12 protein-coding genes are annotated in these 13,258 nt (G+C 47.5%); 6 read left to right on the forward strand and 6 right to left on the reverse strand.

Features of this window, described 5'->3' with window-relative positions; translation table 11 throughout:
- Positions 1-238: 238 nt before the first annotated feature.
- Complete coding sequence (gpmI, locus tag AC5JBY_RS07570) at positions 239-1,765, reverse strand: 2,3-bisphosphoglycerate-independent phosphoglycerate mutase (protein WP_495903959.1); 1,527 nt, start codon at positions 1,763-1,765, stop codon at positions 239-241.
- A 135-nt stretch (positions 1,766-1,900) separates the two neighbouring features.
- Here gpmI and AC5JBY_RS07575 point away from each other — a divergent pair, with 135 nt between their 5' ends.
- The 3 genes from AC5JBY_RS07575 (at position 1,901) to AC5JBY_RS07585 (ending at position 3,618) form a co-directional block, all read left to right on the forward strand.
- Positions 1,901-2,296, forward strand: a complete 396-nt coding sequence (locus AC5JBY_RS07575; RefSeq protein WP_495903960.1) for a DUF4783 domain-containing protein — start codon at positions 1,901-1,903, stop codon at positions 2,294-2,296.
- A gap of 73 nt (positions 2,297-2,369) precedes the next feature.
- On the forward strand, positions 2,370-3,224 hold the full coding sequence (gene nadC / locus AC5JBY_RS07580; RefSeq protein WP_495903961.1) for a carboxylating nicotinate-nucleotide diphosphorylase: 855 nt from the start codon (positions 2,370-2,372) through the stop codon (positions 3,222-3,224).
- A gap of 49 nt (positions 3,225-3,273) precedes the next feature.
- Entirely contained in the window at positions 3,274-3,618 is a 345-nt protein-coding gene (locus tag AC5JBY_RS07585; protein WP_495903962.1) for a translation initiation factor, read from the forward strand.
- Here the strand turns inward: AC5JBY_RS07585 and AC5JBY_RS07590 are convergent, their stop codons facing one another.
- Positions 3,619-4,059, reverse strand: coding sequence for a (4Fe-4S)-binding protein (locus AC5JBY_RS07590; protein WP_495903963.1), 441 nt, complete (start codon positions 4,057-4,059; stop codon positions 3,619-3,621).
- A 114-nt stretch (positions 4,060-4,173) separates the two neighbouring features.
- Positions 4,174-5,625: an NADP-dependent isocitrate dehydrogenase gene (locus AC5JBY_RS07595; RefSeq protein ID WP_495903964.1), complete on the reverse strand. Its 1,452-nt coding sequence runs from the start codon at positions 5,623-5,625 to the stop codon at positions 4,174-4,176.
- 157 nt (positions 5,626-5,782) lie between these two features.
- Between AC5JBY_RS07595 and apaG the strand changes: the two genes are divergently transcribed.
- Complete coding sequence (gene apaG / locus AC5JBY_RS07600; protein ID WP_495903965.1) at positions 5,783-6,169, forward strand: Co2+/Mg2+ efflux facilitator ApaG/CorD; 387 nt, start codon at positions 5,783-5,785, stop codon at positions 6,167-6,169.
- 70 nt (positions 6,170-6,239) lie between these two features.
- On the opposite strand, the gene AC5JBY_RS07605 is transcribed toward apaG, so the two are convergent.
- Positions 6,240-8,285, reverse strand: coding sequence for an OPT family oligopeptide transporter (locus AC5JBY_RS07605; protein ID WP_495903966.1), 2,046 nt, complete (start codon positions 8,283-8,285; stop codon positions 6,240-6,242).
- A 61-nt stretch (positions 8,286-8,346) separates the two neighbouring features.
- Positions 8,347-9,900, reverse strand: coding sequence for a peptide MFS transporter (locus AC5JBY_RS07610; RefSeq protein ID WP_495903967.1), 1,554 nt, complete (start codon positions 9,898-9,900; stop codon positions 8,347-8,349).
- A gap of 123 nt (positions 9,901-10,023) precedes the next feature.
- Here AC5JBY_RS07610 and purD point away from each other — a divergent pair, with 123 nt between their 5' ends.
- A complete protein-coding gene (purD, locus tag AC5JBY_RS07615; protein ID WP_495903968.1) occupies positions 10,024-11,304 on the forward strand; it encodes a phosphoribosylamine--glycine ligase in 1,281 nt (426 codons plus the stop codon).
- Between the two features lie 19 nt (positions 11,305-11,323).
- Positions 11,324-12,325, forward strand: a complete 1,002-nt coding sequence (locus AC5JBY_RS07620; RefSeq protein WP_495903969.1) for a tryptophan 2,3-dioxygenase family protein — start codon at positions 11,324-11,326, stop codon at positions 12,323-12,325.
- On the opposite strand, the gene AC5JBY_RS07625 is transcribed toward AC5JBY_RS07620, so the two are convergent.
- Positions 12,322-13,158: an alpha/beta fold hydrolase gene (locus AC5JBY_RS07625; RefSeq protein WP_495903970.1), complete on the reverse strand. Its 837-nt coding sequence runs from the start codon at positions 13,156-13,158 to the stop codon at positions 12,322-12,324. The two genes, AC5JBY_RS07620 and AC5JBY_RS07625, sit on opposite strands and share 4 nt — an antisense overlap.
- Between the last annotated feature and the right edge of the window lie 100 nt (positions 13,159-13,258).

Below are 13,258 nucleotides of genomic sequence, written 5' to 3' on the forward strand. Positions count from 1 at the left end.
TTGGTGAGGAGGGCGAAGTTGACAGGTTGAAAAGACGAGGTTGGAATGTTGATAGGTTGACAAGTTGAAAGGGTGGAGAAATTGAGTTCGCAAGGAGAGCTCTTACCCGGCTTTATAACCCTATATAGTAAAAAAGGAAGGCTGCCGGACATGTATCCGACAGCCTCGATATTATTGTAATAGATTGATTATTACGTTTTCAGATTATCCTTTTCAACCTATCAACCCTTTCAACTTATCAACCAATAAGAACTTCCCCCGTCATCTCAGCCGGAATAGCCAGGCCCATCTTGGTGAGAATAGTAGGCGCTATATCGCCCAGCTTGCCGGGTTTCAGGGTGCCTTTCCAGTCCTTGTCGATCACAAACAGGGGCACCAAGTTCAGCGTGTGGGCCGTATTGGGCGTACCGTCCTCATTGATCATGAAATCGGCATTGCCGTGGTCTGCAGTCAGGAAAACAGTGTAGCCATGCGCCAGCGCAGCAGTCACTACCCGCTCCACGCATTTGTCTACCGTTTGCACGGCTTTCACGGCAGCTTCAAACACGCCGGTATGACCCACCATGTCGGCATTGGCGTAGTTGAGACAAATGAAATCAACACTTTCGTTTTCTATTTCCGGCACAATGGCGTCAGTCAGCTCGATAGCACTCATTTCAGGCTGCAGGTCGTAAGTAGCCACCTTGGGCGAAGGGATCATGATGCGGCGCTCACCATCGAAAGGCACTTCACGGCCACCGCTGAAGAAGAAAGATACGTGTGGGTACTTCTCTGTTTCAGCAATGCGGATTTGCGTCTTGCCATCCTTGGCGAGTATTTCACCAAGTGTATTGTTGAGATTGTCATTCTCGAATACAACACTTACGTTCTTGAATGTTTTGTCATAGTCGGTCATGGTCGTGTAGTGCAGCGACAGCTTCTTCATATCATGATCGGGCATATCGGTTTGTGTAAGCACCTGCGAGATCTCGCGGCAACGGTCAGTGCGGAAGTTGAAACAGATAGCTGCATCACCCTCTTTGATAGTTGCCAGCGGTTGCTGATCGGCGCCCACAACAACAGTAGGCTTTATAAACTCATCAGTGATGTTGTGCGCATACGATTGTTCGATGGCAGCAATACCGTCTGTTGCTTTTTCTCCTACGCCATTCACCAGCGCATCATACGCCAGCTTCACGCGCTCCCAGCGCTTGTCGCGGTCCATAGCATAGTAGCGGCCGCTTACAGTAGCAATCTTGCCGGTAGTTTTGTTGAGGTGCTCCTGCAGGTCTTTCAGGTAGCCAAGACCGCTCTTAGGGTCAGTATCGCGACCGTCGGTAAAAGCGTGGATATATACATCCTTTAAGCCCTTTTTGGCACACAAAGAAACAATAGCTTTGAGATGAAGCGTATGCGAGTGTACACCACCATCACTCACCAGGCCCAGCAGGTGGAGTGGCTTCTTATTATCGAGTGCATATTGTATGGAATCGAGCAGAACAGGATTCTTATCAAAAGAGCCATCGCGAACTGCAACATTGATGCGCTGGAGCTCCTGGTACACGATACGTCCGGCGCCAAGGTTAAGGTGTCCAACCTCACTATTACCCATCTGGCCATCGGGTAAGCCTACCGCTTCACCGCAGGTCACCAGCGTGGTGTTTGGGTATTTTGAATAGAGGGAACTTACAAAAGGAACATGGGCGTTCTGGATAGCATCGGAGGTTTTCACCTTGCCGAGCCCCCAACCATCCATGATGACGAGGATTGCTTTGCTTGCTGACATATAACGATATGATTATGTTAGATTTGTGAATATATCCGGCCGCAAAGGTAAGTAATACACAGGGATTAGTATTTTTTCAACGTACTCTTACTTTGGCATGTTTTTGGCAATTTTTGAAGCAGTAAAAATGCACTTATGATAAAACAGCTGAGGCTGGCGACAATAGCCATTTCGCTATTCCTGGTCTCATTCACTTCGTACTTCTATTCGATTGATGACGTTGTAACCGCAATGCGTAGCGGAAACGCAAACCAACTATCAAGGTACTTCGACAGTCGCGTAGACATCTCCATGCCCGGAAAAAGTGACAATTACAGCAAAAGCCAGGCTGAAATGATCCTCAAAGACTTCTTCACCAGCAACAAAGTGAAGAACTTCCAGATCAAGCACCGGGGAGAAAACAAAGATGGTTCCCTGTTCTGTGTAGGAACCTTGCAAACCTCTAATGGCAATTACCGCACAAAATTCTTTATGAAGCAGAAAGGAGAGCAACAAGTGGTACAGGAAATGGGCTTCGAATTAATGGAATAAATTCATTTATCCCTGAAAACACGAAAGACCCATGGCAGCAATGCTATGGGTCTTTTTCGTTTATCTTTGTTGCATGTTAACCTTTGATGAACAATTAGATGTATTGATCAAGTCGGCATTGACAGAAGATATTGGAGATGGAGATCATTCCACATTGAGTTGTATCCCCGCCGACGCACGAGGCAAAGCTGTTTTAAAGATCAAACAGGATGGTATCCTGGCAGGCATGGAAGTGGCGGCTGCCGTCTTCCGCTTCAAAGAACCTTCAGCTGTTTTTACGCCCCTTAAGAAAGATGGCGACGCTATGAAATTCGGCGAGATCGCTTTTGAAGTAGAAGCCTCTGTACATACCATTTTGCAATGCGAACGGCTGGTGTTGAATTGCATGCAACGCATGAGCGGTATTGCTACGTTAACGCATGCCTACAGTTCGATCATCAAAGGCTATCGTACCAAAGTACTCGATACCCGTAAGACTACGCCTAACTTCCGCCTGCTGGAGAAAGAAGCCGTGCGCATTGGCGGCGGCCATAACCACCGCATGGGATTGTATGATATGATCATGCTCAAGGACAATCATATCGATTACTGCGGAGGTCTCGAAAAAGCGATCGACCGCGCCTGGCAATATGTGCAACAAACCAACACGGGTTTGAAGATTGAAGTAGAGACCCGCAACCTCGATGAGGTACAGCGGGTAGTGGCATTCGGAAAAGTAGACCGTATCATGCTGGATAACTTCACACCTGAGCAGTTGGCAGAAGCATTAATTATCATCAAAGGCAAGATGGAAACGGAAGCCAGTGGTGGCATCAACTTCGACAATATTGAAGCCTACGCAAAGACAGGCGTAGATTATGTAAGCGTGGGCGCCCTGATACACCAGGCAAAGAGCTTGGATTTGAGTTTGAAGGCAGCGACGTTGTAAATGAGGAGAAAGCGCTTTATATTAGTAACGATTTGAAAACTGATATACGATGAGTAAGAAGAATAAGCCCGATAACAAAGGGTTTGTTTATAGCACGGACCCTAATTTCCGGTTTGAAGAAGAAGAGCGGGAGCAGGCCGCTACGCTGCCTCCTGCACAGCAGTTGCTGAAAGTGCGGCTGGACACAAAGAACCGTGGCGGCAAAGCCGTAACACTGGTGCAAGGTTTTGTAGGTACGGATGAAGACCTCGAAGACTTCGGTAAGAAGCTAAAGAACTTCTGCGGTACCGGCGGCGCTGTGAAAGATGGAGAAGCCATCATTCAGGGCGATCAGCGCGATAAGATCATGCAGTGGATGCAGAAGAATGGATATACCAAGGCTAAGAAGATATAACTATCCCTCGAAGTTGACTTCCCTATGCCTTCCGTCACAATAAGGCTTGTTGTTGGAAGCGCCGCAACGGCATAGCGCAACAGTGCCGCTTTTTGTTTCTTCCCTTCCGTCAGGATATTTAATGACACACTCGGTGTTGATAATATAGGGTCCTTTGGAGCTTACTTCTACAGTTGTTATGTGCGCAGCCTCTGCTACAGGCTTTGGGAAGGTGGATGGTTCAGTCGTTTCCGCATTATTCATAAAATAACTCAGTGCACCGCTGGGACAATGACGCACCTGGTCAATGATCCGCTGCGTATCTGCTCCCTGAATGTTTATCCAGGGGCGCTTGGTGGGGTCAAAAACTTCCTTCAGGTTCTTCCAGCAAACCTTTGAATGGATGCACATATCAGGCTTCCACACTACTGTCACTTCGTTATTGGTGTATTTCTTTTCCACTATTCCTGTTTGTTTACAACTTGTAAGTTACAACAATTCAAAAAACAAAGTCCGCAACGGCACCGTTGCGGACTTGTCTATTTTACAGCTTCTGTTGTAAAAAGCTATGATTATTTATTGCCCTGCAGCCTGACTGTAGGCTTTTTTATCGCCCCACATGTTCAGCAGCTCAGACGAAGCGATCTTGAAGTTGCCGCTAAGGCTCACATAAAGACCGAGAATATCCTGCTGGCTAAGCGGTTCGCCATCCAGTGATTCGAAACGCACGTTGTACACGTTCACCAGGTTGGTATACACAGAACCAGTAGGCCACACCTGCGTACCACGGTTGCTGATGTTGACGAGTTTGAACTTCACGCCGGCATGACGCTGGCATTTGGTAGCAATTGCCTGTGGCTGCATGTTGCTTTCAATGAACATATCTACACCAACAATGTTCTCCTGAACACTTTCTTTGGACTCCATCATCGCGTTCTCGCGCAGCTTGAACGGTGTAGGAGTGCCAGGTTGGTTCGGTATCACCTCCTTCGGATTGTGCGCCGGCTGCTTGCCAAAGTTGCTGATGATGGCATCGGCAAACTGCGTGGTATTGGAAGATGTTATTGACTTGTCACCGAAGTCACCTGTGTGTACACCACTTTCGAGCGTATACAACAACGCATTCTCGATGATGGCCGCATTCTCGGTAAGACCAAGGTGGCGCAGCATAGAGATACCACTCAACAACAGCGCTGTTGGGTTGGCGATGTTCTTGCCGGCAATATCGGGCGCTGTACCATGTACCGCTTCGAAGATGGAGATGTGATCACCTACGTTGGCCGATGGTGCAAACCCCAATCCACCTACCAGACCGGCGCAAAGATCAGAAACGATATCACCCTGCAGGTTGGTAAGCACCACTACATCGAAGGTGTCAGGACGGCTCACCAGTTTCATACAGAGGTCATCCACAATGATGTCATCAGCTTTCAGCTCAGGATACTCTTTTGCCACCTCGTAGAAGCACTCCAGGAAGAGACCGTCGGTGAGCTTCATGATATTGGCCTTGTGGCCGCAGGTAATACGTTTTGCTTTTTTCTGTTTGGCCATTTCAAACGCATAACGGATCACCTGTAAGGACCCGGGGCGTGTGATGAAACGGCGGCTGAGTGCTACGTCGTGGGTGAGCATGTGCTCGATGCCACCATAAGTATCTTCGATGTTCTCGCGAACAACAGTAATGTCGATGGGAATACCTGCTTTGGAAAATACAGTGTCTACACCGTGCAGGCTTTGGAATACCCGCTTGTTGGCGTAGGTGTTCCAGGTTTTACGGGCGGTAACGTTGATACTCTTTACACCTTTGCCTTTGGGAGTTTCCATAGGCCCTTTGAAAAGCATACCCAGACTTTCAATAGTCTGCTGAGCCTCAGGTGTCATACCATTGGAAAAACCTTTATCAAATACCCACTTACCCATTTCAACCACTTCGTACTCCAGGGGAACCTTGTTGGCTTCAAAGATCTTGAGAACTGCTTCCATGATTTCGGGGCCTATACCATCTCCTTTCGCAACTGATATTTTCATAATTGAATTATTGTAATGTAACTGGGTAGTTTATGAAGAAAACCGCGTAAAAGCGGGGCAAAATTAGCATCTGCAGGCAATAATTGCCATTAAATCTTGTCTAATAACTACAGCCAGCTTTTATTTTTGTTTACCTTTAAACGGGCAAACAGCTATTATGGTATCTAAGATCTCCGAAGGCATTGAGATTAGTGTAGAGACGTTCTACCAGCCGGATTACTCCAATCCGGTGTCGGGAGAATACATGTTTGCCTATCGCATTACCATTGAAAATCATAACAATTTCCCCGTCAAACTTCACCGCCGCCACTGGTTTATTGTCGATAGCAATGGCAGTAACCGCGAAGTCGAAGGAGAAGGGGTAGTAGGCGTTCAGCCTTCCCTCCAGCCGGGCGAACGCTACCAGTACGTCAGCGGCTGCAACCTCCGCAGCGAAATGGGTAAAATGTATGGCATTTACCTGATGGAAAACCTGCACAACAAGGCCACCTTCAATGTGAACATCCCCGTGTTTGAGATGATCGTTCCCTTCAAAATGAATTAGTACGTGACTAATAAAAAGCCACGAACCTTTGATGATTCGTGGCTGAAAAGTTATTCTTATCGGAATCTTATTACTCCAGTTTGTTCTTCTGTAAACCCACCCTGTATAGAATGAATCCCATAAGGGCGAAGAATACAACGCCCAGGAAGAAGTAACCATATTCTCCGAAGCTTTCCTTCAATCCATGCTCCACACTCATCTTTTGTAAACCAGCATTCACGCTCTCGCTGGCCGACAGGAACGCTACGATCACACCTGCCAACGCACCACCTGCCACGAGGCCGGTAGCAAACAAGTTACCCTTGCGCAGGTCTTCCTCTTCGTTAGCTACATTATCACCCTTCTTCTTGTGCTTCCAATCTACGATACCACGGATAGCGCCACCGATGAAGATGGGCAATGTAGTTGCCAGTGGCAGGTAGATACCGATCGCAAAAGACAAAGCTTTGATACCACACAGCTCCATCATAATAGCAATCGCCACACCTACAAGCACAAACTGCCAGTCGAGGTTGAACGACAGGATACCCTTGATCAGCGTTGCCATCAAGGTGCCTTGCGGTGCAGGATATTTATCAGTACCAATAGCATGCGTAATGCCCTGTTTAACCATTTCCTGCGTGGGAGTATCCAGCACTTTTACGGTAAGGCCAATAGCTATAGAAGAAACAATAGCCCCAATGAATAAGGCAATCTGTTGGTTCCTTGGCGTAGCACCTACGATGTAGCCGGTCTTAAGGTCTTGAGAAGTGGCGCCCGCGTTGGCGGCGGCAATACAGATAAGACCACCTACTACCAGTGCCATGGGCTCGTACACTTTACCGGTCCAGCCCACTGCTATAAACACAAGACAAGTGCCCATCAGTGTAGCGATGGTCATACCACTGATGGGGTTATTGGAAGAACCAATGAGACCCACAATGCGGGATGATACCGTAACGAAGAAGGCGCCGAATATTACAACCAGTATGCCGATGAGCAGTTTACTGCCGATGCCGGTACCAGGCAATTGTGGTAAAACGGAAATAAGGATCACCATGCCGAGACTGCCGATGCCAACTACCTTCATAGAGAGGTCACGGTCGGTGCGTTGTACATTTTCTGTACCGGCACCACCTTTAAGCGAACCCAGACTTCCTTTGAAAGAAGAGATGATGGTAGGGATGGTTTTGATAAGCGTGATGAAGCCGCCGGCTGCTACAGCGCCTGCACCTACCTGGCGCACATACGCGCGGTATAAGGCGGTGGGCAGGTCGTTGAAGAGATGCGTCTCAGGATTCCAGCCGCCCGGACCACCTGCCTTAGTGATGTCGGCGAGATAACCCAGTTTCACCAACTGGGCAGCTACTACATCCCCGGGCACCAGCGTGGCAAGGAACGGAATGAATACATACCAGCACAATACGCTACCAGCTACCAGTACACCGCCGATCTTGGGGCCAACGATATATCCCACACCCAAATACTCAGGCGTGATCTCTGCGCTGGTTCGGGCAGACGGAAAGAATTTATGTGTTTGTTTAGTGATATAGGTAGGCGTCTCTGCGATCAGGTGTAAGATCTTTTGCAGAAAGGCATAAGCAAACGCAACCCCCAATCCATAGAAAGCCGTTTTGGCAAAGTCACCGCCTTTTTCCCCGGCTTTAAGCACGGAGGCGCAGGCCGTTCCTTCCGGATAAGGAAGCGTGTCATGCTCCTTTACGATCAACGGTTTTCTCAACGGTATCATCATGAGCGTACCGAGAATACCTCCGAAGATGGCAAGAATAAGGATCGTGAAATAGTTGAAGAAGTCGGCACTGCCCGGTTCACTCAGGAATAAAAAGCCAGGCAAAGTGAATACCACACCTGCCGCAATACTTTCGCCGGCACTACCGGTTGTCTGGATAATGTTGTTCTCCAGGATGGTGGTGCGCAGGAATAAACGGCTCAGTGTGATAGCTATTACTGCGATAGGAATGGAAGCAGATACGGTAAGACCTGCTTTTAATGCCAGGTAAACCGTGGAGGCACCAAAGATGATCCCGAAGATCGACCCGGTGAGTATCGACTTCAGGGTGAACTCGGCCATTTTTACGTCGGGTAAAATGAACGGCTGAAACTTCTTTTCCGCCATAAGCAATCAGTTTAAGTTTTAGGCGGAAAGATAAAGGAAAAAAGGGCAGACAGAACAGCCCTTATTTTATCCCATGCATTTTTTTGTTCATGTATTTGTTGAGGACCATGATGATGATAGCTACTACCAATGGTATGACAACGAAAATGGTGAAGAACCCTGACATCGAAGTAGATGCGGATATCTTATCCATGAAGCTGGCGGTAAAACCTGCCAGGAAGTTACCCAGGAAGGTACAGAAGAACCAAAGGCCAAACATAAGACCGGCCAGTCTTTTGGGCGCCAGTTTACTTACATAAGAAAGACCCACAGGCGAAATACTTAGTTCACCAAGCGTATGAAACAGGAAGGCAAGTACCAGCCAGATCATGTTTACATTGGCAGACATGGCTCCCTGGGGTATCTGGGAAGAGCCGATAACAAGAGCCAGAAAACCTATACCTACGAATATGAAAGAAGCCGCAAATTTCATGGCTGGCGATGGATTGTACCTGGCAGAAGTAGAGAGTTTTTTCCATAACCAGGAGAACAGCGGTGCAAACATTACTATGAACAGCGCGTTCAGCGTCTGGAACCACGATGCCGTTACTTCGGTTTTTTCGGCGGTGAATTCCTTGAACAGCATCCATATGACGAGCGCCCATATGGCAAGAATACCAATAGTAATAATAGCTATGCTGATAGGGTATTGCTTACCTATTTTCTTGATCAAATTGTACAAGAGCCAGGCAATGATGCAGGCCGGCAACAACGATATAATGGCATTGATAAATTTAAAGGCATTGGCAGCAACCGGGCTGGAAAGATTGCGCTCTGTATAATCCCGCGCAAAGAGATTCATGGAAGAACCTGCCTGCTCAAAGGCAAACCAAAAGAACACGGTAAAGAAAGACAGGATGCCTATTACAATGAGCCGGTCTTTTTCTATTTTGGTGAGTGGAGCCTTTGCCTCTGCTGGTGTCTGGGTGGTTGTAACTGCTGCCGTTGCAGGTGGTTCGCCTATATGACCAAAGAACTTGCGAATGTAATGAAACTGTAAAGTGCCAATGAGCATAAAGATACCTGCAAGCCCAAATCCATAATGCCAGCCCACTTTTTCACCAATGTAGCCACAAAGTAAAGTACCTATGAATGAACCAGTGTTGATACCCATGTAGAAGATGGTATATCCTGCATCTTTTAAGCCAGCTGAAGCTGCTCCTTCAGGATACAACTCTCCTACCATAGAGGAAATATTGGGCTTGAATAAGCCATTGCCGATTACGATGAGAATACAGCCGGCGTAAAAAGCTACGATAGGATCAAATGCCAGTACGCCGTGGCCAAGCGTCATGATGAGTCCACCTATGACCACAGATTTTTTAAAGCCCCAATATTTATCTGCTATAAATCCACCAAGAATAGGTGTTAAATAAACTAAGCCTGTATAGAAAGCATATAATAAACTGGCCGAAGATCTGTCCCATCCCGGGCCTCCCTCTGCTATCTGGCTGGTGAGGTATAATACAAACAAGGCCCGCATGCCATAGTAGGAAAACCGTTCCCACATTTCAGTAAAAAACAATACGAAAAGTCCCAAAGGGTGTCCGGCGAGTTGATGCTGTTTGTATTCCATCCAGGGTTGGTTTTCAGTTTAAAAGCTTGCTTTAAGCGCGGAAAATACTACGTATTTGCCAAATATATACAGGAGTGTTCTATTTTAGCGGTTATTTTGGCATTCTTAATTACGTTTGTACTCATGAATATTCTACTCCTTGGCTCTGGAGGCCGTGAACACGCACTGGCCTGGAAACTATCACAAAGTCCAAAGTGTCAACAATTATATATAGCCCCAGGCAATGCAGGCACTGCATTGTGCGGTACGAATATTAACATGTCCGTTACGGATTTTGATGCCATTAAGCAATTCGTGTTGGATAAACACATTAATATGGTGATCGTTGGTCCCGAAGAGCCGTTAGTAAAAGGAATTGTTGACCTGTTCAGGAAAGACAAAGCCCTGCAGCAGGTGGCCATTATCGGCCCTTCACAATATGGCGCGCAGTTGGAAGGCAGCAAGGCCTTTGCCAAGAAGTTCATGATGCGCCACAATATCCCCACTGCCCGCTATCGTGAGTTCGATGCTACCAATTATGCAGATGGTATCCCCTATTTACAACAACATAGTTTACCCATCGTGCTGAAAGCTGATGGCCTGGCTGCCGGTAAAGGCGTATTGATCTGTCAATCGCACGTAGAAGCCATGGCCGAGTTTGAGCTAATGCTGCAACAAAGCAAGTTTGGTGAAGCAGGTAAAAAAGTAGTAGTAGAAGAGTTCCTCGATGGCATCGAGCTGAGTGTGTTTGTATTGACCGATGGTAAGAACTACGTACTGCTGCCCGAAGCGAAAGATTACAAACGCATTGGAGAAGGAGATACTGGCCTGAACACCGGTGGCATGGGTGCCGTAAGTCCGGTTCCTTTTGCCAACGATGCCTTCATGAAGAAAGTAGTAGAAAAGATAGTGGAGCCCACGGTGAAAGGTATTGCCAGCGAAGGCATCGATTATAAAGGATTTGTATTCGTAGGACTTATCAAGGTAGGCGAAGAGCCGATGGTGATCGAATACAATTGCCGCATGGGCGATCCTGAAACAGAAGTGGTGATGCCGCGCCTGAAGACGGACCTGGTAGATTTGTTGACAGCCGCAGCCGATGGCACGCTCGATAAAGTGAAAGTAGAACAGGATAATAGAGCCGCTTGCACAGTGATGGCGGTGAGTGGTGGCTATCCCGGCAATTATGAAAAAGGCTATGCCATTAAAGGATTAGATCAGTCATTTTCCGCTGATAGTATAGTATTCCACGCAGGAACCACTCCCCTGGAAGAAGAAGTAGTTACCAGCGGTGGACGTGTACTGTGCGTTACTTCTTATGGCGATACCATCAGCGGCGCCGTAAGCAAATCAAAAGAAGTATTACGCCAGATCAGCTTCGAGGATATGTATTACAGGAAAGACATCGGATACGAGTTTGCATAACAAGCATTAGAAACTACACATGACTCAACAGGGAGTACACTATAGCGATTACTTGCAGTTGGACAATATTCTGAACGCACAGTTGCCCGAAAGCGATAAGCTCGGACAACCGGCACACGATGAAATGTTGTTCATCATCATCCACCAGGCATATGAACTATGGTTCAAACAACTACTCTATGAAGTAGATTCTGTGAGCGGGATCATGAAGAAGCCCTCCGTGAATGATAATTCGCCGGAATTGCAAACAGTAGTACATCGCCTGTCGCGCATGGTGTCTATCCTGAAAGTGTTGGTACAGCAGATCGATATCATGGAAACCATGACACCCATGGATTTCCTCGACTTCCGCGATATGCTGCGCCCTGCCTCCGGGTTTCAAAGCTGGCAATTCAAAATACTGGAAGCAAAGCTGGGCCTCAAATACCAGCACCGTTTCGGACAGGAGTACTATGTCTCTCAACTGCGTCCGCAGCAAGTAGAACTTATCCGCTCAGTAGAGCAGGAGCGTTCATTCATCGAACTGCTGAACGATTGGTTGGAGAGAATGCCCTTTGTGGATGAAGTGAAAGAATTTTGGAACGACTATCGTAACACCTATATCAATAGCCTGGCCTCTGCCGAACAGGAGAACCGTGCTTTCTTCGACAACGTTTTTGCCGACACTGCTGCTGAAGGCGAGCGCAGATTAAGCCCCAAAGCTTGCCGCTCTGCCTTATTCATCATGCTCTATCGCGGCTATCCTATCCTCCAACTCCCTTTCCAGTTGCTGAATAACCTGCTGGAGATCGATGAACAACTGAGCACCTGGCGCTATCGCCACATGAACATGGTCCACCGCATGATCGGCACCCGCATCGGTACAGGCGGTAGCACTGGCCGCGACTACCTCAAAGGAGCGTTGGACAAACACTACATCTTTGCCGACATCGCAAAGCTTACCAGCTTCCTGATCGAGCGCAGAAAGCTGCCTACGTTGCCTGCAGAAATGGAGCGCCGGTTGGGCTTTGTGCAGGCTTAGTTGAACCTTCCCTGCGCGTTGAAACGTTTGAAAGGCTTGGATAAGAAATCATCCACCACTTTATTGAATTCGTCTTTGTACACCAGTGGCGTACTGTGGCCTGAGTTGGGTAATATCCACAGATAAGCGTTGGGAATGTTCTTATAGATGAGCATGGTGTGCTCTTCCTTGATCACATCATGGTCGCCCCCGATAACGAGTGTAGGACACTTGATCTTGTTGACGTCAGTAAGCGGAATGTGTGGGTTATCGAGCAATAGCTGAACGAGCTTCCAGCCGGTCTTTTCCATCTCATTCCTGTCCTTTTTGTTCTTGAGCATATCATACTGCGGCCTCACGAGGCCGATGACCTCGGGGTAAACGGCAGTTGTATCGGGTGATAGATTCGCGCCTGTTATAGCGAGCTTCTTTACCTTCTTCGGATGGCGGATAGAAAGCAATAAACCGTTGATGCCCCCGTCACTCCAGCCAATTACGTAGGCCGAATCTATCTTCATCACATCCAACAGCGCAGCATAGTCATCAGCCATCATTTCATAAGAAAGCGAATCACCCTTGTCTGCACTTTTTCCCTGCGCACGGCTATCTGCAATAATGATCTTGTATTTTTTTTCGAAGTAGGGCAGCTGGTTGGTCCAATCTGCTATAGAGCCGCCACAGCCATGAATGATCAGCAACGGCTGGCCTTCGCCATACGTCTCACAATACATTTTAAAACCACGTATATCATAGAATTTACCGGCTGCCGGGTTGTTGCCATAAGGCGTTTTCTCCTGGCCTATGCCAGTCAGGGCAATAATGAAGCAAAGCAGGAAGGATAAAGTTTGTCTCATGTGTGATACGTTTATCGATTAGAGTAAAATATACCAGTAAAAGTTACAAATAATTGGAAATAAAAAGGCCCAACACGGGGTTGGGCCTTTCAGTATCTAT

Source organism: Paraflavitalea sp., assembly GCF_059502485.1.